General features: G+C 43.7%; 18 protein-coding genes and 1 tRNA gene. 7 read left to right on the top strand and 12 right to left on the bottom strand.

What is annotated here, in order from left to right; translation table 11 throughout:
• Positions 1-196: 196 nt before the first annotated feature.
• From ACYX4M_RS14200 to ACYX4M_RS14225, 6 genes are all read right to left on the bottom strand, one after another.
• A complete protein-coding gene (locus ACYX4M_RS14200) occupies positions 197-472 on the bottom strand; it encodes a DUF2897 family protein (RefSeq protein WP_476080584.1) in 276 nt (91 codons plus the stop codon).
• Positions 469-1,167 carry a M15 family metallopeptidase gene (locus tag ACYX4M_RS14205; RefSeq protein WP_476080585.1) on the bottom strand — a complete coding sequence of 233 codons (699 nt, stop codon included), beginning with the start codon at positions 1,165-1,167 and terminating at the stop codon, positions 469-471. The genes ACYX4M_RS14200 and ACYX4M_RS14205 overlap by 4 nt, the downstream gene beginning before the upstream one ends.
• Before the next feature lie 14 nt (positions 1,168-1,181).
• Positions 1,182-2,318, bottom strand: coding sequence for a succinyl-diaminopimelate desuccinylase (gene dapE, locus ACYX4M_RS14210; RefSeq protein ID WP_476080586.1), 1,137 nt, complete (start codon positions 2,316-2,318; stop codon positions 1,182-1,184).
• Complete coding sequence (locus ACYX4M_RS14215; RefSeq protein ID WP_476080587.1) at positions 2,312-2,659, bottom strand: ArsC family reductase; 348 nt, start codon at positions 2,657-2,659, stop codon at positions 2,312-2,314. Before ACYX4M_RS14215 ends, dapE begins: the two co-directional genes overlap by 7 nt.
• Before the next feature lie 240 nt (positions 2,660-2,899).
• Positions 2,900-3,400 carry a PTS sugar transporter subunit IIA gene (locus ACYX4M_RS14220; RefSeq protein WP_476080588.1) on the bottom strand — a complete coding sequence of 167 codons (501 nt, stop codon included), beginning with the start codon at positions 3,398-3,400 and terminating at the stop codon, positions 2,900-2,902.
• 4 nt (positions 3,401-3,404) lie between these two features.
• Positions 3,405-3,794, bottom strand: coding sequence for an ACT domain-containing protein (locus ACYX4M_RS14225; RefSeq protein ID WP_476080589.1), 390 nt, complete (start codon positions 3,792-3,794; stop codon positions 3,405-3,407).
• Positions 3,795-4,294: 500 nt separating this feature from the next.
• Here ACYX4M_RS14225 and ACYX4M_RS14230 point away from each other — a divergent pair, with 500 nt between their 5' ends.
• Positions 4,295-4,660, top strand: a complete 366-nt coding sequence (locus tag ACYX4M_RS14230; RefSeq protein WP_476080590.1) for a VOC family protein — start codon at positions 4,295-4,297, stop codon at positions 4,658-4,660.
• Between the two features lie 100 nt (positions 4,661-4,760).
• Here ACYX4M_RS14230 and hppD read toward each other — a convergent pair whose 3' ends face one another.
• Complete coding sequence (gene hppD, locus ACYX4M_RS14235; protein ID WP_476080591.1) at positions 4,761-5,834, bottom strand: 4-hydroxyphenylpyruvate dioxygenase; 1,074 nt, start codon at positions 5,832-5,834, stop codon at positions 4,761-4,763.
• Positions 5,835-6,133: 299 nt separating this feature from the next.
• The gene (gene hmgA, locus ACYX4M_RS14240) at positions 6,134-7,429 is read right to left on the bottom strand and encodes a homogentisate 1,2-dioxygenase (protein WP_476080592.1); all 1,296 of its coding nucleotides are present in this window, start codon (positions 7,427-7,429) and stop codon (positions 6,134-6,136) included.
• A gap of 220 nt (positions 7,430-7,649) precedes the next feature.
• Between hmgA and ACYX4M_RS14245 the strand changes: the two genes are divergently transcribed.
• The 4 genes from ACYX4M_RS14245 to ACYX4M_RS14260 all read left to right on the top strand — a co-directional run bounded on the left by ACYX4M_RS14245 (position 7,650) and on the right by ACYX4M_RS14260 (position 11,550).
• A complete protein-coding gene (locus ACYX4M_RS14245) occupies positions 7,650-8,078 on the top strand; it encodes a MarR family winged helix-turn-helix transcriptional regulator (RefSeq protein ID WP_476080593.1) in 429 nt (142 codons plus the stop codon).
• A 220-nt stretch (positions 8,079-8,298) separates the two neighbouring features.
• Entirely contained in the window at positions 8,299-9,372 is a 1,074-nt protein-coding gene (locus ACYX4M_RS14250) for a patatin-like phospholipase family protein (protein ID WP_476080594.1), read from the top strand.
• Between the two features lie 160 nt (positions 9,373-9,532).
• Positions 9,533-9,609, top strand: a tRNA-Val gene (locus tag ACYX4M_RS14255).
• A 213-nt stretch (positions 9,610-9,822) separates the two neighbouring features.
• Positions 9,823-11,550, top strand: coding sequence for a sensor domain-containing protein (locus ACYX4M_RS14260; RefSeq protein WP_476080595.1), 1,728 nt, complete (start codon positions 9,823-9,825; stop codon positions 11,548-11,550).
• A gap of 86 nt (positions 11,551-11,636) precedes the next feature.
• Here ACYX4M_RS14260 and ACYX4M_RS14265 read toward each other — a convergent pair whose 3' ends face one another.
• From ACYX4M_RS14265 to ACYX4M_RS14280, 4 genes are all read right to left on the bottom strand, one after another.
• Positions 11,637-13,571 carry an EAL domain-containing protein gene (locus ACYX4M_RS14265; protein ID WP_476080596.1) on the bottom strand — a complete coding sequence of 645 codons (1,935 nt, stop codon included), beginning with the start codon at positions 13,569-13,571 and terminating at the stop codon, positions 11,637-11,639.
• A 243-nt stretch (positions 13,572-13,814) separates the two neighbouring features.
• The gene (locus tag ACYX4M_RS14270) at positions 13,815-14,882 is read right to left on the bottom strand and encodes an MBL fold metallo-hydrolase (RefSeq protein ID WP_476080597.1); all 1,068 of its coding nucleotides are present in this window, start codon (positions 14,880-14,882) and stop codon (positions 13,815-13,817) included.
• 162 nt (positions 14,883-15,044) lie between these two features.
• Positions 15,045-16,568: an FAD-dependent oxidoreductase gene (locus ACYX4M_RS14275; protein WP_476080598.1), complete on the bottom strand. Its 1,524-nt coding sequence runs from the start codon at positions 16,566-16,568 to the stop codon at positions 15,045-15,047.
• A gap of 66 nt (positions 16,569-16,634) precedes the next feature.
• Complete coding sequence (locus tag ACYX4M_RS14280) at positions 16,635-17,789, bottom strand: aromatic ring-hydroxylating oxygenase subunit alpha (protein WP_476080599.1); 1,155 nt, start codon at positions 17,787-17,789, stop codon at positions 16,635-16,637.
• A 153-nt stretch (positions 17,790-17,942) separates the two neighbouring features.
• Here ACYX4M_RS14280 and ACYX4M_RS14285 point away from each other — a divergent pair, with 153 nt between their 5' ends.
• Positions 17,943-18,524, top strand: coding sequence for a TetR/AcrR family transcriptional regulator (locus ACYX4M_RS14285; RefSeq protein ID WP_476080600.1), 582 nt, complete (start codon positions 17,943-17,945; stop codon positions 18,522-18,524).
• 336 nt (positions 18,525-18,860) lie between these two features.
• Positions 18,861-20,510, top strand: coding sequence for an AMP-binding protein (locus ACYX4M_RS14290; RefSeq protein WP_476080601.1), 1,650 nt, complete (start codon positions 18,861-18,863; stop codon positions 20,508-20,510).
• Positions 20,511-20,665 lie beyond the last annotated feature (155 nt).

The following is a 20,665-nucleotide window of genomic DNA, read 5'->3' on the forward strand; positions in this document are numbered from 1 at the left end:
TCTAGAACCTCGTAGAGTGTATTTATGTGATAGGAAGATAGTGAGCGTCATGTGTAAACAGTTAGTTTTAACGGCATACGTCGATGCACAAAGCGGCTAAAAGCACCTAATTCAAAAGAACGGAATTAGTTACTTGTTTCAAGCGTCACTATCGATAATGGGCCGTAATGGACGATAACAGGATTTAATGAAAGAGCTATTTCACGGGTCTCTTGTCGCTGTCACCGCTATCGCTATGTGCAAGTGTCGACGAAGCATTTTCGCGGGACGTTTCGGGCTCGGTATGTGGGTGGTGAGCATCTCTATTGGGATTGTCGTACTCGTCATCATATTCGTCACCGCCTTTGTCATCATCATAAGGCTTAGAGGGAGTAGGGAACTTAAACTTAGCACTGTATTTAAGTAGCGTGATGTTCCCGATGACTACGCCTAATACTAAAACAATAACGATAATGACCCAGGTAGTACTCATAAAAATTCCGTAGGCTTGCGCCCTTTGTTCAAAACGTAGCGATTATACAAGTTAGGCAGCTGCGGCAAAATACACGATTTACCTTCTATATCGCTTTGTTGAATGGCTTGTGTAAAACCGTCTAGGTTCCTGGCATTTTCAAAGATACTTGCTGTGCTTTTAAAGCTCAAATGCCAAGGTTCAACGGCCACACCACCATTATTGACAGAAAAAGGACGATAGAAACCGAACTGTTCCATATGATCAGCTAACCAACAGGAAAGGTTATGGCAGGGGCCACCATTAAGGTATTCGCTTTCTACAAGGTTAAAGTTGCCGTCCCAATTGTGTACAGCAGCTCTGTCATAAACGTCAATATCGGTGCCCCAATGATGACGACTGCCGCCAGGTAGCGCAGACCAGGTCAAAATAGCATGCAGTTTTTCATTGTCACTCAGCGTCTCGAAAGGAAGTTCTGTGCCGTTAACATCAAGAAGCTGCGCCTGCCCCGTCCACTTGCGGTTAAAAATGGCGGTTTGCCTATCGAAATCGCGGAAGCTACTGACTAACTGTAGGTCTATACCGTCATTGTGCGCAGCATCTTGCATAGCAAGAAAGGGCGAAATAACGTCTTTATGAAGCCTATGCCCATTGCCAGCATCAACAAGGTGATTGTTGTGCTGGCCTAGCCATGCTTGTTGCGCAATCTGAATCATGTGAGACAAAAACGCTATTTAGCCAGCAAGCGTTCTAAAATACCGAAATACATATCGGCAAGTAGCTCTAGGTCAGCCATTTTTACGCACTCGTCAATTTTGTGAATAGTGGCGTTAACCGGCCCAAGCTCTATAACTTGTGCCCCCGTAGGTGCAATAAAGCGGCCATCTGATGTGCCGCCAGCAGTAGAGAGTACTGTAGGTGTACCTTTAACTGCAGCAATCGCACCTTGGGTTGCTTCTAACAGCGCGCCTGTATCGGTCAAAAATGGTTGTCCATTAAAGGTCCAGTTTATTTCGTACTCAAAATCGTGGGCGTCTAAAATAGCGGTGACACGTTCAATAAGAAGTTGGTCGGTCACTTCTGTTGAAAAACGGAAGTTAAAGCAAACGTGAAGTTCGCCAGGGATCACGTTGCCCGCACCTGTACCTGCGTGAATATTTGAAATCTGAAAGCTGGTAGGTGGAAAGAAGTCGTTACCGTTATCCCAATGGGACTTAGCTAACTCATCAAGGGCTGCCATGGCGCTGTGCACAGGGTTGTTAGCTAGGTGAGGGTAAGCAACGTGACCTTGCACACCTTTCACAACTAAATCACCAGTTAATGAGCCTCTACGGCCATTTTTAACAATATCACCGACTTCGTCTGTTGAAGATGGCTCGCCAACAATACACCAGTCAATTTTTTCATTTCGCGCTTCTAGGGTGTCGATAACGCGTGTAGTACCGTTAATAAACGGGCCTTCTTCGTCGCTCGTGATAAGGTAGGCAATGCTTCCCTTGTGATCTGGGTACTTGTTCACAAATTCGCGGGTGGCGACTAGCATAGCAGCAAGGCTGCCTTTCATGTCGGCAGCGCCGCGACCATGCAAATAGCCATCAACTTCTGTCGCAGTGAAAGGTGGTGTTTTCCACGCCGACTCTGGGCCGCTTGGTACCACATCAGTATGACCAGCAAAACAAAATACGGGGCCTTCTTTACCTCGGCGAGACCAAAGGTTAGTAGTGTCTTCAAACACCATAGTTTCATTGTCAAACCCTAGCGCGCCTAGAAACTCGCCCATGGCTTCTTGGCAGCCTGCATCTTCTGGCGTTACAGAGCGGCGGTTTATAAGCTGCTTAGCAATTTCAATAACAGAATCGTTTAACAAAATATTTCCTCATACTGTGCAGGCTTAAAACCAATGTGAAAGGCATCATCGTGAAAAAGAATTGGGCGTTTAACCATAGCAGGGTGGAGTTCTAACAAGGCTAGTGCTTTGTCTTTATCTAAGTTTGCTTTTTCTTGCTCTTCTAGCTGGCGGTAGGTTGTTCCACGTTTATTTAACATGGCTTCCCAGCCAAGCTCAGACTCAGCGCGTACAAGGAAGTCGTTATCGATACCGTCTTTGCGATAGTCGTGAAAGGTGAACGGGATATCGTTTTCTGCCAACCATTTCTTCGCTTTTTTGATGGTGTCACAGTTAGGGATCCCATAAAGGATTGTGCTCATGGTGATTTATTCCGTACTACTTTGTTGTTAATTGATGATGACACTGTCGCCATGGTGCCATTAAGTCCAGTATTTATGCCGGTGCATAAGAAGATAAACGCTAAGCGCATCTTTAGCACTCACAGGATTTCAGCTGTCGACTTTTCTTGTTTGCTACATCATACAAGCAGTTGATACGTTGTTAAACTCACTCGCGATGGTTTTTAAAGGTAAAAGCCTGTGTTTAGATTAAGAGTGAAGTTATAGATAGAGTGTTAGGAGTGTGTCTTCACCAGCTTCTACAAATTTTTGGTGTGTGGGCAATACACCAATAAACGCCTGTGCATTAAGCAAAGTTAGCGCACAAGTATTGCTTACACCACGCTGTTTCAGCCATGCTGCATTAACAGTAAAGAGTACCTGTTTGGGTTTAATTAACTCGCCGCGCTTTAACGTGCAGCCGAATTGTGCGGCATGTAGGTGAGTCGTATCACCGCCGTATTTAATTTTGCACTTAAGACCAGCGGAAGATTGTATGTCGATGGCATAGTCCAAGGGCGAAACCTTTATTACTTTACCAGCAAAAGGAGAGACCACAATATTCGAGTTAGAACTTATGGCGGCGCCTGGCCCCATAAGTCCACTTTGATAAAAAGGGTCATCAATATCGCAAAGCGATATCACCCGCCCCGAAAATGGACTTAAGGTGACAAATTGCTTGGCAAAACTGTCTGGCGCGTACTGTAATTGCTTACCGTTCACTACGTTAAATGTCCTGATTTACCGTGTAGCCCGCTCCCTTGAGGGCGCGGATTGCATCTTTTAGTTTATTATCTTTTACCAAAAAGAAGTCAGTATCAAAGGTTGATACAACGAAAATTGCCACCTTGGCCGATGCTAATACCTCGCCTATTTGTGCCATGATCCCTACCATAGACAGATGCAAAGGCCCTAACAACTCAAGAGCACGCCAACCTTCATCGCTATCAAGGGAGGGGACATCAATAGAGTCTGGCACAACGATAGACAACTCATCTTCTGTTTTGCCCAGAAAAAATAGTGGACTATTAAGTACAGAAGCTGGGATATCACTTTCTGGATCCAAGCTGTGAATTGTAAACAAAGATTCTCTAACTAGCAGTGTTTGTTTTGGCATGAAAAAATTGGAAAAAAGATAACTTCGAAGATGTCCACATTAAACCACTAACTGTGATTAAGTGCTACGTGTTATCCACTTAATCTGTGGATAAGTTTGTTGAGTAGTTTGGGGTCTTAATGTAAGTCATTGATAATGAATAATAAAATAAACTGTACAAACAATAGTCAGTGGATAACATTCTCTAATTCACAAGCATTTTCCACAGGTCATGTCTACAACTAAAATAAAAAATGTTTGGTTATTTTGCAATTTCTTAGCTTGACAAGCGTCACTTTTTTAAAAAATTCAGCGCATTGAAAAACAGATGCTCACTGACGATCTTGCATGTAAAACCTATTGATTTTGCTGCGCGTGAAAATTAAAACGATCTATTATTTAACAAACATTTCGTAAGGGTCTAAATTCAGTAGTTACGTTATAAATTTTAAGTCGTAGAGCTCAAAACTAAATACACCAAGAGCCCTTTATCCCTAAATCTAACAATAGAGAAAAAGACAATGTCAGATTCATCATGGTGCGATATTACTGTAGAAAACGCAGATGAACTAGTCAGCTTTTATGAAGACGTGATGAAATGGAAAAAAGAACCTATTGATATGGGAGGCTACAACGATTACGTCATGCTAAAGCCTGACTGTACGCCAGTAGGCGGTATTTGTCATAAGCAAGGTGTTAATGCGCAGTACCCCAGCGGCTGGATTAACTATTTTACGGTGGAAAATCTTGAGTCAGCGTTAAACGCGGTGACGGAAAAGGGCGGAAAGCAGGTGGGTGAAATTCGCCACCATGGCAAAGACAGCTTCTGCGTGATTTTGGATCCAAGCGGTGCAGCTTGTGCGCTTTATCAAAAGGAACAAAGCTAAGAAGAGTCAAATACCCCCACGATTAGAAATAGCGCATAGAGAGAAGAGCGAAGAATAAAAAAGGCAGCGTGTAGAACTACTTGCTGCCTGTCTTCATTGCTTACTTGTTCAGTACACCGCGGTTAACTTGATCCCGTTCAATAGATTCAAACAGAGCTTTGAAGTTACCCTCTCCAAAACCTTCATCTTGCTTACGCTGGATAAATTCAAAGAACACTGGACCAAATACGGTTTCAGAGAAAATCTGAAGCAATAAGCGAGGTTCACCGTTCTCGGTAGTACCATCAAGCAAAATACCGCGCTTTTGAAGCTCGTCAACGTTCTCACCATGACCAGGCAAGCGCTCTTCTAACATTTCATAATAGGTATTTGGCGGAGGCGTCATAAACTTCATGCCTCTTGCTTTCAGTTTATCTAAGCACGCTACCAAATCGTCACAAGCGAAAGCGATATGCTGAATACCTTCACCGTTGTATTTCATTAAGAATTCTTCAATTTGGCCGCCGCCGCCAACCGCCTCTTCGTTTAGCGGTATACGAATTTTACCGTCTGGCGCTGTCATGGCTTTCGACAGTAGGCCAGTATATTCACCTTTTATGTCGAAGTAGCGAATTTCTCTGAAATTAAATAGCTTTTCGTAGAATCCTGCCCAGAAATCCATGCGACCGCGATACACATTATGGGTAAGGTGGTCGAGGGTATGGAAGCCACATCCTTCGGGGTGGCGATCTACACCTTCAATCCAGTTGAAGTCGATATCATAGATAGTGTTCTCGCCTTCATAACGGTCTATAAGGTAAAGCATTGCGCCGCCAATACCTTTAATTGCAGGGAGTTTCAATTCCATTGGGCCTGTGTGTGTGTCCATAGGCTGCGCACCGCGTGCGAGTACTTCTTTGTAAGCATGCTGGGAATCTTTAACGCGAAAAGCCATGCCGCAAGCTGAAGGACCGTGCTCTTCAGCATAGTAGCCTGCGTGGCAGTTTTTTTCGTAGTTACTCAGTAGATTGATGTCGCCCTGACGCCATAGCTCAACGTCCTTTGACTTGTGACGTGCAACAAGCGTAAAGCCCATCGCTTCAAAGATAGGCTCCAATATGCCTTTTTCTGGCGCAGTGAACTCTAGGAATTCAAACCCGTCCAAACCGATTGGGTTTTCAAACAAATCAGCCATAGCGATACATCCTCAACGTAAATCATATTTTATAATTGTTGCTCGATTGTAAGGCCGCAGTGAAAAATCAAGCAATAGATGGCGTGTATCACCGTTCTGCAAATGGAAAGTGAGGCTGTAACGTTAAGTTTTCACCTGCGACAGTAACGTTAGGTTAGAGCAAGTGTGGTTGCTCTAACTTTTTGTAAGTATTATGAATTAAACCAGTTTTATAACTAGTGCCTGTGTTCATAAATTGATACAGGCAGCAAAACGAGTAAACCTTTTAATACTAGTAAGTATCAGGAAGAGTAGTGCGCTTACTTCTGTCCATCATAATATTTTTTAAGACCTTCCCAGCACGCCAAGTAGTCCCGTTGGCGAGTGTCATTATTTAAAGCAAATTCCGTCGGAGCAATGGCATAGCGAGACTCAAACATAAATGCCAATGTGTTTTCGTAGCGCTGGGGGGCTAATTCAGCGTTGGACGCTTTTTCAAAAACTTCAGCTTCAGGTCCATGAGGCGTCATGCAGTTGTGAAGGCTCATACCGCCCGGCACGAATCCATGTTCTTTTGCATCGTACGTACCTTCAATAAGCCCCATAAATTCACTCATGATATTTCTGTGGTAATAAGGTGGGCGAAAGGTATTTTCCGCTACCATCCACCTTGGTGGAAAAATAACGAAATCTACGTTTGCTGTACCCTCTAGCTCAGACGGAGAGGTAAGTACGGTGAAAATAGACGGGTCAGGATGATCGAAGCTTACGGTATTCATCACATTGAAACGAGAGAGATCGTATTTGTAGGGGGCAGAATTACCTACCCAAGCCACCACATCAAAAGGGGAATGATCAAGTTTGGCTTCAAACAGGTTACCGCAGAACTTGTTGACCATGGTATGAGGCGTTTCGTTATCTTCAAACCAAGCTGTGGGATAACAAAAATCTCGCTGGTTTGCATAGCCATTTGCGCCAACCGGGCCGCGTTCGGGCAATACAAAAGGATGGCCGTAATTTTCACATATATACCCACGAATTGGTCCACTTGTAGGGTTAACAGAGAAACGAACACCTCGAGGGATAACCGCAATTTCACCCACAGACAAATTGAGCTTGCCGAATTCGGTGGTAATGAGCATGTCGCCAAGCTGTGGGACAATAAGCATCTCACCATCAGATGAATAGAAAACACGATTTTGCATATCTGCATTAGCACTGTAGCAATGTATTCCCATACCTACTTGCGCCTTAGCGTCTCCGTTAGTGGCAATGGTGACTAGTGAATCTACAAAATCTATGTCTTGTTCAGGGAGAGGGACAGGACTCCATCTCAATACATTAGGTGGGCAAGGCACATCAGTTTCTGGCGCAGTTCTTACCAGGCCATTATCAATTTTTTCAAAGTCACCCATTGCGATAGATGGGCGCAGGCGGTACGTCCAGCTGCGGCGGTTCTCGGCCCGAGGTGCGGTAAATGCCGTGCTGCTAAACTGTTCAGCATAGAGCTTATAGTTCACCTTCTGCGGACTGAATTGACCTTTGGGAAGGGCGCCTGGCAGCGCTTCAGTTTCGTGCTCGTTGTTAAAGCCCGTTAAATAAGACAAGTTATCCATATACGCTCCGATAGACGTGACCAGTGTCTGGCTCTACTCCCAGACCAATAATAAAGTAGTTGCAAATGAAACTATGTGTTTTAGGCTAGAGGTAAACGAAATGTAAATCAATGATAGGTATACAGTTGGCGGGATGATGAAGAAGCAGACATCGGTACGCTAGCTTTACACTGTTAATGACAGGCGTTGAAAGGCTTACGTTAATAAAAGGAAAGAGTACATGAAGCTAGAAGACATGCTTGCCTACAAGGTGGCCATGCTAGCAAGCGATTTAAGTGAGTCTCTCGCAAACGAATATGCTGAATATAAGCTTACCAACCCAGAGTGGCGTATCCTCGCCACGCTAGGTGCTGCTAAAGATAGTGGGCCAGTATCTTCGCTTACGGCAAAAGAACTCGCTATTGCAACACGTCTTGATAAAGTTCAAGTCTCACGAGCGCTAGAGCGACTGGTGAAACGAGACGCTATCTACAAACGTTCCTGTACAGATGACAAGCGTGCCACGCTTATTTCACTGTCAATAAAAGGGGAGCAAATTTACAAAACCTTGTTACCCAAAATCATATGCTGGCAAAATAATCGATTAGAAAATATCACTGATGATGAGTACCAGATATTTCTAAAAGTGATAGATGCACTCAGGCCTTAAAATTCGGGTGAAATCCTCGATAAGTCTGGTCTGAGCAGATGCGAGTCTATCGCCATAAAGGTTACTTTTACCCCTTTAACTGTTAGATTCCTCTGAACTAATCAAATGGCACAGCTTTGGCGTTTATTAATCATGGTTTATCGCCCTATAAATATTAAACAATCGCTACTAGCCAGCGCTTGTACCAGAGCTGCATAAAAAAACTTAGCAAGGAAATTGAGTGGCACCCTTAGACATATACGCCGGTAAAAAAGCACGTGAAACCATAATGAAAAACGGGTTTGTTCCTGAGTTGTTTAGTTATTTTTTGGGGGCTTCTGGCGGCCCTAAATGGTTTTCACTTGCTGGCCTAGACCGGGTGCTATTTCCTGAATGGTTTGCCAATATAGACCATCAAATACATGTTATAGGCTCATCAGCAGGTGCGTTTCGTGCAATTTGCGCTGTTCAAGACGACCCCTTGGCTGCCATAAACCGCCTAGCGACGTCTTACTCGACAACAACGTACAGCGAAAAACCAACGCCGAGAGAAATTACGGCTAAAGCCGAAGACTTGTTGAAAGAAATGGTAAACGAAGCAGGCAAGCAAGAGGTGCTGTCTAATTCCCGATTCAAAGCCCACCTTATAGTTGCTAAGTGTTTGGGTGCTACCCGCTTTGAGAGTAAATTCAGACAGCTTTCGGGCTTAGCTATGAGCGCAGCGGCTAATACTGTAAATCGCAAAAATTTGTCGCGCTTATACACACGTTATGTCTTTTCTACTCCGAATACTGATTTTGCAATCCACGACCCCTACCAGCTTCCTACCAAGTACCATGAACTGACACAAGGTAATATACACGCAGCATTACTTGCATCGGGTTCTATTCCCATTGTGATTGAAGGCGTACCGGAAATTGAAGGTGCGCCAGTAGGTATGTATCGCGATGGCGGTATTATCGACTACCACTTTGACCTGTCGTTTGGACCAGATGACGGTTTAGTGCTGTATCCGCACTTTTACGATAAACCTATCCCAGGATGGTTCGATAAAGGCTTAAAGGGTAGGGTGCCTCACAGTTCAAGCTACGATAATGTGGTGATGTTAGTCCCTTCATCTTCTTTTGTAGCAAATCTACCTTATAGCAAAATTCCAGACAGGAAAGATTTTGAAGTGCTAGATGCTGACACGCGCATTAAATACTGGCAAACGGTATTACAAGAAACCGACAGGCTCGGTGAATACTTTATGCGTGCTGTAAATGACGGAACCTTAGTGGACGCTATTAAGCCACTACCATTTAATATGATATGAAAAGGGATGGTTAATCGTTAGGTAAACGGCTAATTGCTGTCAAATTAGTCACTTGAACCCTCTTTTAATAAGTTTTTCTTGCAGGTGGCGTCTATGCTAAGTATTATACGCGCCGTTGTCCGGCATTCGCCCACCTCACAGGTGCAACACAGTTCTATATGCGTCTATAGCTCAGTTGGTTAGAGCGCTACCTTGACATGGTAGAGGTCCCCTGTTCGAATCAGGGTAGACGCACCATCTATTTTTCATCAAAAAGATTTCAACCTTTGTCGAATCCTATTTGCGCTATTGGCACGGTATGGTGTGTTGGCAATTACAGTATTCATTTATTCGTCTGTGTTCAATATTACGTCTTATAAGATCATCTAATTACTGCTTTTAGACTACACTGAAGTAGTGCTGATAATTTTTTCAAACGCTGAGTACTTAAAAAGTAGTTAAGGGAGTACGATGAGCTTGCAGAGATATGAAGAGCCCTTGTTGTTTGGACAACATGGTGCTGCCGAGAGGCGGTTCCTTGAGCTTATTAGTGCCTTACCAAAAGTGTCTGTACAAGGGTACGACAAACAACGAAGGGTGATTTACTGGAATAAATCAAGCGAAGATATTTACGGCTACAGCGAGGAAGAAGCGCTGGGTAAGAAGCTTGAAGACCTTATTATTCCGAACTTTATACGAAATGATGTTATCAAGCTTCATCAGCGATGGGTCGAATTCGATGAGCCTATTCCCTCCGATGAATTGGTGTTAAAGAAGAAGGGGGGGCAGCCCATTCACGTTTTTTCTTCTCACGTAATGTTAAAGCAAGGTACTGATTCGCCAGAGATGTATTGTGTCGATATTGACTTAACTGAACAGCACGAGATACGTCAAGAGTTGGAGCTAATGGCGTCAACTGACTTACTCACTAACTTGCCCAACAGGCGCGCGCTAGAGCTGTGTTTAACCTCTGTTATTGAAGATGCAAAGTCGTCTAACACAGGTTTTGCGTTGTTCTTTATCGACCTAGATATGTTTAAAGAGGTTAACGATACCTTAGGGCATTCTTGGGGTGATGAATTGCTAAAGTCAGTGGCCAAACGCTTGTCAGGCTGCATTGACAACGCTAATGGCGTACTAGCTCGGTTTGGCGGAGACGAGTTCGTTTACTTGGCTATCGACGTAACCTGCGAAATTAAGTGTGAGGAAATCGCGAAAACCCTGTCCGCGTGTTTTAAAGAGAGCTTCGCGCTAAGTACTGAAAACGTCCATATTACCTCTAGCATTGGCATCAGCCTGTACCCCCGTGATGGCGATGTTATCGACGACCTCCTTAAGCATGCCGATGCAGCTATGTACCAGGCGAAGGCTGAGGGCCGCAACAGATATCACTTTTTCACCAACGCTTTAAGTCAGCGGCTTCGCGAGCAGAGAAACATAGCCGTTAATTTAAGAAAATCGCTGCGCAATGATGAATTCGAACTTTTATTTCAACCCCAAGTCGATGTTAAAACCGGTGAGTTTACTTCATGTGAAGCACTGCTTAGATGGTGTCCTGTAGATAAAACCAAAGCTGTACCTCCTGATGTTTTTATACCTATCGCCGAGCGTAGTGAATTAATTGGAGATATAGGAAACTGGGTGCTTAGAAAAGCGTGTGAACAGGCGCACGCATGGAAGCAAAAAGGCATTAAAATTCGTATCGATATTAACGTTTCAGGCAAAGAGCTAGAAAAAAGCTCGTATTTTAAATGCCTTACTGCTTGTCGCGACGAATACAATCTGCAGCCTAAAGATATCGGTTTAGAGCTTACTGAAAACGTACTAATTAAATCAGACAGTAACATTTTAGAAGATCTTCGAGCACAGCGGGATTTAGGCGTAGAAATCTCAATTGACGATTTCGGGACTGGCTATTCTTCACTAAGTTATTTGAAGCATTTTCCGGTTACACATCTTAAAATTGACCGCTCTTTTCTAGAGGGCGCTCCGGAAAATGAGTACGACAGTGCATTAATGGCAGCCATTGTTAATGTAGGCCATAAGCTAAACTTGAAGATCGTTGTGGAAGGAGTGGAAACAGAAAGCCAATCTGACTATTGTAAATCCCTAAATGTAGAATTTGTACAAGGCTATCTGTATTCAAGACCAATAAGCGCTGACGCCATAGAGAGCTTATATAAGGAGCAAAGTCGTTAGGTTTAAAAAGTCGTTTAAGGCGCTAAGTATTTTTCACACATTCGTTCACGGTAAACGCCTATCAAGTATCATCAAAAAGCGCTGTATTAATACACATTCCACAGTGATGGCTTTGCAAAATAGTAGCCCTGCTGATGATCAACCCCTAGCTTATTCAACGCCACCGATTCCGCCTCGTTTTCTACCATTTCGGATATTACCTTTATGTTCAAGCCTTTGGCTATGCTAACAAGGCTTGAAACAAATAGCTGGTTGTCTTTATTTGTGTGAATGCCTTGCGTTAGCCTGCCGGAGAGCTTTACAAACTGTGGCTGTATCGCCCGAAGGCCAGATAGTGAAGCAAAATTATCACCAAAACGCTCAATGGTAATGCCACACCCTATGTTGATTAACTGCCGGCATAGTGATTCTGTCACTTCTCTGTACTGAATCAATGCAGCATCCTCGACTTCGAAAAACAGTCTGTGGCTTAAGGCTTTGCGATTAGCGATTTCTTTTATCAACCAATTCCTGAATTCAGTATTAGCGATTGATGCTATGCTTAAATTCACAGCAACCTGTTGCGAGGTTACCTCTAACTTCTTAAGTACGATTGTGGTGACAAGCTTGTCTACCTGCGGAATTAAGTCTAGTCGCTCCGACGCTGGGATCAGCTGTGCCATCGGGATCACGTCATTCGTATCTTTATCCTTGAAGCGCCCTGACGCTTCGTAATAAGCGGGGACGTTTTGGTCTGTATTCATTACAGGCTGAATCATAATATCTGCGTATTGCTGAGACACAATGTAGTTCAGTCGCTCACGCCACTGAGTATTACTGTGCACTTTTGATATTTCTGATGCTAACTGCCAGCCGTTTTGGGTTTTCATGGCGGCAATAAGGGCGCTATCCACACTTTCCATGATTTGCGGCATTGACATAGTACCGACAAAACGCGTTATACCCATGTAGGTTGCTTTTGTTCCATCTCGAAGTGGAGAGACACTTGCACATTGTTTTGCAAGATTAGTAAGCATGAGTTCTCGGGCTGCGCCTTCCATAGCCTCGCTAATAAGCGCAAAGTCGCCGCCCGACAATCGAAACACGAAGCGAATGTTGTGATTGTTCTTAGTTTCTTCCACCAAAATATTCGCCACTGCTTTTATGTAATTGTCGCCCGGCACCATTCCTAATTTTGTATTTATGCTGCCTAAATGAGCTAGCCTGACAATAATGAGCTCTTTTTCTTGCGCAGTGGCATTCTCGTTTAATAGGGCACGCATATGGCGTTCGAAAGCGCCTCTATTCGCAAGCATTGTGAGCGAATCTTTGCTGGCTTCTTTTTTGAATAGTTCTGATTGTCGCTTAAGCTCGTCAAACTTAGAAGATAACGTGTTCGCGAGGGAGTTAGCAGCTTCGGCTAACGGCTTAAATTCTTCACTCGACGCCGTTAGTTCAGGCGATGTGAAGTTGTGGCTGCCCATTTCATTAAGCTTTTTAACGGTCTTATAAAGTGGTCGTTTTATCCGTCCGTTAACGAGTACCACGAAAAGTGAAAGAAGCACTGCAAGGGCGACAAAAGCAGCGGTATTTTTAATCAGTACAGCGATAAACTTATTGGCAATCGTACTTTCACTTGCCGTAAGTACGAGGTTATTCTCACTATTATATAAAGGTGCACGCTTCGTGTAACTGGGGCTTGGGTCAACAAGAGAATACCACGATGGCAAAGTGTCTTCGCTTAGGGCCTTTGCGCTCAATACTTCTTTTCCGTCAGCGTCAATCACCGATGCGGCAGATATATAGGGCTGTGCTACGGCACTCTCCGTCAATGTTTTAAGTGCTAGACGCTCATTTTGGGGAGAAAGAGAAACCTGTTGAGCAACGGCACTCCTGTAAATTAACGCACTTTTTTCAGCCTGCAGCGTTACCGCCTCAGACGCGTTAATTTGTAACTCACGTAATTCAGCAACAGACAATGCAGTAAATGCTAAAAACAAAAGGGTTACAATACCCAAATTAGTTTGGCTAGATAGCTTCATTACTAGCAGTTATCTCCTTTAACTGAGAAATTAATTTTCGCTAAAAACAGTCGTGTGGCATTGCCGTGTAAGAATTCACGAGCCGTTCAGTACAATTACGCTTTAAGTGCAAGACACTTACACTTAAAGCGTAATTGTAGCTTACACAAGGGGTGAGTGCGAATTATACAATGTAATCACAAATGTACATTAAAACAAAATGTTAAGCGAGTAGTAATAATGCTTTTAGCTTGTCTATACGTTTTACTTGCTATTTAGCCACCACACTTTATTAGGGGCTTCACCAGCACGCTTTACAGGTACTATTTCGCCAAAAATAGGAATGCTGGTGGGAACACCCTTCGCATAGGCAAGCTCTGTAATTTTCATCAAAGGTTCATTCCAGTTATGTAGCGCTAAATCAAAGGTACTGTTGTGCACGGGCATCATGACACTAGCTTGAATATCGATATGCGCTTGCAGACTCTGTTCAGGCAGCATATGAATGTCAGACCACAGTTCGTTGTATGCGCCGGTTTCGATCATTGATAAGTCGAACGGGCCGTACTTGTCGCCTATCACTTTGAAGCCTTCAAAATAGCCCGAGTCACCGCTGTAAAAGATGTTGGTATTCGAAGATTTAATAACCCAGCTAGCCCAAAGGGTCTCGTCTCTATCAAATAAACCTCGCCCAGAAAAATGCTGGGAGGGGGTCGCTATGATTTCAATATCTCTAACCCCTGTGTTTTGCCACCAATCCAACTCAACGATTTTGTTTGCATCTACGCCCCAGTCACGTAAATGATTGCCTACTCGCAACGGTGTAATAAACACGTCGACTTTGTTTTTTAGTACTTCAATGCTGCCCTTATCTAAATGGTCGTAATGATCGTGACTGATAATTACGGCATCTAAATTCGGTAAATCTTCAAGCGATATAGGGGATTGGTGGAAGCGCTTGGGTCCCGCCCATTGAACGGGAGACGCGCGCTCACTGAAAACCGGGTCGATCAATATATAACGCTCGGCAAGTTTCAATAGGGTAGTAGAGTGGCCCAGCTTTATCACGCTGTCTTCTGCAACTGCGTCAAGCATTTGTGGTGTAAGTGCCGACACGGGTATGTCAAACGTTGGCGTTGCAGCATCTCTATTGTCACGAAAATACGCTTTGGTGACTTCCCACATGTCTCGCCACGTCGTTTTATATTCAATATGAGTATTAGTGAATTTTTCAGGTTGCGACGCGCTTGCAGCAAGGGTGTTTGAAGAACCACAAAAAGATGTCATAAATAAAACTCCAACAAGAAAGCGTGTGCGATTAAAAACGGGCATGCTCTCACCTTAAATTAAAAGTACACTACACAGTATAGTTTACTTATGATAAGCGAATCTAGTAAAAAGTAAACTGTTGAGTGTATTTTTGTTGCCTTGTCCGATGTTTGGTTGTACTGACAGGCTTAACTATGGAGCACAATTAAACTGTAATATGGGATGCTAATCTGGGATGAGTCGAGCGAATGCTTTTGCAGAACTAGGTGAATTAAAGCAACCTGTTAACACATAGCCAATGGTATTGAACTTATTGTCGAGCAGCCTTGCACTAACCCCATTATTACTTTGTTCTTCAATTATCCAACGATTGCGGCCACTAGAAGTATGAGTGGGGAGCACCATGTTTATAGGATGACAGCTGGTTTTCACAACAATGGGCATAATGGGGTAGGACAAATGCGCGGGTTGCTTCCCGTTCATTTTCTCGTTGGCTAAGTTTGACGCCAGTAACTTAACTTGATTCAGTAATGGCGCGACGTAGGGCAGAACTACGCCAACTCGCTCAGACTTATTATCAGCAATTATTTGAGCGCCTGCATCGTCATGCTGTGTTGAGACTTGCGCACAGTCTCCCACGGCAAACACATCTGGCGCCGATGTTTCTAGGTTACTATTAGTTAAAATGCCGCGCTGACAAGAAATGTCAGCGCGTAACGCCAACTCAATATTGGGCTTTACACCAATTGCTGATAGCACAAGGTCGCTTTTAAATCGCTCTCCGTTAGCAAGCAACACTTCTACGCCCTGTCCATCATTTTCAACACGCGATACTGTAGTGTCAAAATGAAATGCTGCACCTGCCTCTGCTAATGCATGAGTGAGTGAAGTAGAAGCTTCTTTGGGCAGCAGCGCGTTGAGCGCACTGGGTTGAGGGTCGACAATACTCACATGAACACCTGCCAGCAGCAGGTTATCAGCAAATTCACAGCCAATTAAGCCAGCCCCCATGATTGTAATGTGGCGGGCATGCGCGGCGTCGGTAATGAACTGTCCATAATCAGTAAGGTTATTTACAACGCGAATTTTGTGACTTGCGTTACCCTCAATAGCTGGCGTCACTGCCGATGAACCTGTCGCTAGAACTAACTTGTCGTAAGGTTGCTCTCCACCGCCTTGAAGTAACACGCATTTAGCGTGCGTGTCGATATGTTCTACCAACGTATGAGTAAACAGTCTAACGCGATATTGGCGTGAAAAATCCGAGGCCGAACTTTGTGTAAGCGTAGCGACACTTTTTTGTTGCGCATAAGCATTAGATAGCTGAGGCTTGCTGTAAACCGCGCCATCATCTGCAGAAATAACAATAATAGGCGTATGTTTGTCGTGTTGACGGTACGATTTTACAAAGTTAACGCCCGCCATGCCCGAACCCACAACCACGATGGGTGCATCGCTTGCATCGTCGTGCTGAGTTCCTTGGCTGGCTAGCGGCTTTGGGCTTGCAGGGCCTTCACTGTGAAAGGGTTGGAGCGATGCCTTTTGCGTGTTCATATGCTCAACATTTCTCACTTCAGTCACTTGTTTCATTTGAAAATCGCGCTTACTAATGCCACAGTCAGGGCAACACCAATCGTCGGGAATGTCTTCCCATTTAGTACCTGGGCGTAAGCCTTCTTCAGGGCAGCCTTGTTCCTCATCATATAGCCAACCACAAGCCTGACATTCCCATATTCTATACTGCGACATAGCTTCTACCTCACCGAGCCTTTTGTTTTATAGCCACTAAAGACAATTTTTTATGAAAAACAGTCGTTACGCTGAAAGAAGTGCATCAAGCTCTTCATTAAACGCGTGTAAAGCCCACTCGTTCTTACCATATTGAATGTAGGGCAGGGCGCCGCTTTCTAACGATGATTGGATAGACTCACCCAAAGCCCAATCCTCGTTGAGCGTGGTATTGGTGATGTCGTGGTTTTTCTGCCAATGACGAAGCTGATTAATATCGTTAAGATCGGCGCTCTTGGGGATTAAGGTCGTAATAGTAATTTCGGTTTCTCCCGCGCTAAGTGGGCGAAAGTTAATAAATTCAACGTGTTCCTTTTGTATAAGCAGCGCCGTATTAGGCAGCAACATGAACAGCGTGTGGCTATAGTCATGCAGCGATAAATCGTCTGTTGCCTGTGCTTCTTCAGACGACAAGTTCTTTGTGGGCATAACTACCCGGTAATGCATATCAACCTTGTCAATTACCGCAACATTGTTGTAAAAAAACGGCGCAATGGTCTCTTTGTGTGCAAATGCAAAGTGATAAGTCTCAAGTCCGCCTTCAGAAAAGAGCTTCCAATTACCCTTCCATACCTTAGTAAAGCGCTTGAAATGCGTTAGTTCATCTGCTTTAAGCCACTCAAGGTGCGCATTCATACCTGCCAAGTGACCCGTTAAATGGGCTTTGATATCTTCATTTTCAGCAGCGCTTGGACACACCCATATAAAGCCATACATTTCAATGCTAGGCAGTGCTATTAAGCCATTGTCTGACTTATTGGTATTTGGAAAGCAGTGCTGGTGACCTGGAATGTTGTTAAGTGCGCCACCAGTGGTATACGACCATGCGTGGTAAGGGCATACAAACTGCTTACTGCACCCCGAGCCTTCAACTAATTTCGCACCTCTATGTCGGCAGGCGTTTCTAAATACATGCACGAGGTTGTTCGAATCACGGCTGACAATCAACGAGCCCATAGTTGTCTTAACTTCCTTATAACTGTCGAGCTCACCTACTTCAGAGGCATGAGCCACAATGGTCGGTAGAGAATTGAACACCTTTTTTAGTTCATCGTTAAATCGAAATTGGCTGGTATATCTGTCGGTATCCGAACGTACCTCAATATCACCCAGAGAGGTGGTTTTGTTAGCGACGTTTTGTTTCGCATTTTTAATCAACAACTTTTCGATATCGGTGTTCATGATGTCACTCCTAAACTGGAAGCGTATGTTTTGACGGATCAAACGCGGTATACGTATTTTAATTTACTTACCGGTTGGTAGGTTTTTACAAAATAACTACCAGGTGGTAAGCTGTCAATATACTATTTACATTTTTTGCTTTGGATTGATGAAGTGAAATTAAAAACGAAAGATAAGTTATTGAGTACCGCCACAATTCTTTTTTCGAAAAATGGTTTTTATGGCACAAGTATTAACGATGTTGCCGCGGAGGTTAGCGTTAGCAAACAAGGCCTGCTGCATCATTTCCCTTCAAAAGAAAAGCTTTACGCAGCCGTAATAGCACAGGCCGCTCATCATCTCGTCGATTTGATAGAGGAAATAAAAACTGAATCAGATAATGCGCCAAATCAACTCTTCGCACTATTTAAAAGAATGGTATGTGCTGATGAAGAACGATTGAGGGTAATTATATTGCTTATGCGTGAGCTGCTTGATAATCGCGAACGCGCTGAACAGGCACATAAGTGGTTTTTACGCCCGTTTCTCGATGATGTTGTAGGTATTGTAACGAGCGGGCAACAACACGGGTACTTTAAAGAGCAGTCACCGCTTGCTTTCGTGTATCACTTGTTGGGCGCAACGCAGTACTATGTGGTTTCCCGTCCCACGCTCGACAAGCTTTATACGCGTGAAGAACGGGAGCTACACGAAAAGCAGCACATGGAGATGTTAAAGGGCATTATTTTTGATTAATAAGCGCACCTTGCATGGGATTGCGATAGGTGCTTCTCTTTCTTGAAGTGAATATTGACCCTTAATAGGGCCAATATTCAACCTGTTTCTACAAATGAAAGCTAATGGAAAGCCATTAAAACACTCCTTCTCTTCCGCTAACGGTTTGTTTGTCTCACAACCCTCAATTCCTAGTCCTACCAAAAAATTTTGCCACCTCTAAGCGATCAAAATTTTTTTACAAATTATTTTATTATTGTTGACAACCTACCAGTTGGTAAGTTATTTCTATTTAGCCTACCAATTGGTAGGTTTTAGTTCCCTCGTGCCTAACTAACTGCCTAAGGATGCGAAATAATGAATGATGTACTCCCTTTAAGTGCGCTGAGCCACAACTTTAAACATCTTGCTGTGAAACCGGCATTTTACCAACCTGATGGTGTAAGGCAGCGCGTATGGACTTGGAAAGAAGTAGAAAAAGCGGTGCGATCGTTAATAGGTGGTTTGCATGATTTAGGGCTGGGTAAAGGCGATGCTGTGGCAATTTATGGCAAAAATAGCGCCGAATGGATCATAGCTGACTGGGCGATAATGCTGGCTGGTATGGTTTCGATTCCCATTTACCCAACTGCAAATGAAAAAACGCTGGCTTTTATTATTGAGCGCACAAAGTGCAAGGCTATATTCATTGGAAGGCTTGACGATAATCAAATAGGTATGCGGGTGCTTCCTTCTTCACTTGCACAGGTAGCACTTCCTTATGGTTCGATTGACGGCACAATCACATGGAAAGATTGGATGGCACAAAAGTCGTTTACCGGTGAGTTTTTTAAAGGGGTGGCTGATAGTGTTATCAGTATCATGTACACATCGGGCTCGACGGGCACGCCCAAAGGCGTGGAACTTACACAGCTTGCATATGCATCATCATGTGCTGATACTGCAAGATTGTTTAACGTAAATCAAAGCGATAGGCTCTTTTCCTATCTACCTCTTGCTCATATTGCCGAGCGTGTTGTTACCGAAGGTATGATGATTTATGCCCCAGGAGCAGTGACTTATTTCTCCGAGTCACTTGAAACCTTCATTGAAGACCTGAAAGCCGCAAAACCAACTGTTTTTTTCTCAGTTCCTCGCCTATGGGCCAAGTTTCTTGCTTCAATTTATCACACTGTTCCCAAGAAAAAACTGTCAGCGCTGTTAAAGGAGCCTTCTATAAATCAAAGTATTAAACAAAAAATAAAATGTAGTTTAGGTTTCGAAGAAACAAGGGTTTGGGTATCGGCTGCCGCACCAATCGCGAAAGAAATAATTGAAGAGTTTGAAGCCCTTGATATCTATATTTCTGAAGCCTGGGGCATGACCGAGGTAACGGGGGCTGGGTGTATTAACTATCCGTTTAAATCTTCGATGATAGGTACAATAGGCAGGCCCTTTACTGATGCTCAGGTTCGTCTTTCACAAGATAATGAGATTCAGGTGAAGGGCCGCAATGTATTCAACCGTTATCATTTAAACCCAGAGACAACCGGTGAAAGTTTCACCGACGACGGCTGGTTTAAAACCAAAGATAGAGGCGAGTGGGACGAACAGGGCGCTCTTAAAATTGTAGGCCGATTAAAGGACGAATTTAAAACTACAACGGGAAAGTACATTATTCCTTCTCCTATCGAGGCAATAATGTGTAATCACGACATTATAGAATTAGCGTGTGTGATGGGGAGCAACAGGCCTCAACCTTTCGTGGCAGTTGTACTTAGCGATACTGCATCATTATTAGATAAAGACGCTATTAGACAAGAGCTTGAGCGGTTTCTTCAAAATACTAATGAAAGCCTAGAAAACCATCAAAAGCTAAGCCATATTCTTGTGGCTAGTGAGCCATGGACAGTTGAAAATAATATGCTTACGCCGACGATGAAAATTAGACGCTTTGAAATTGAGACGAGATTTAGAGAAGCTGCATTAGCACTCGATGACCAAGCAAAAATTTTGTGGTGTGAATAACTAATAGTAAAACTGGCAAATTTTCAAATGGCTTGTTTAAACAGCAGAAACTTAGGCCAAAAATGGCATCTGTTCAGTAACCTTTTGTAGGCATTAGCGCAAACATAAAAAAGCTGGCAACCTAAAAAAGGGGCCAGCTTTCTCCGTACAATTTG

Source organism: Alteromonas sp. ABV4_150, from assembly GCF_056311745.1.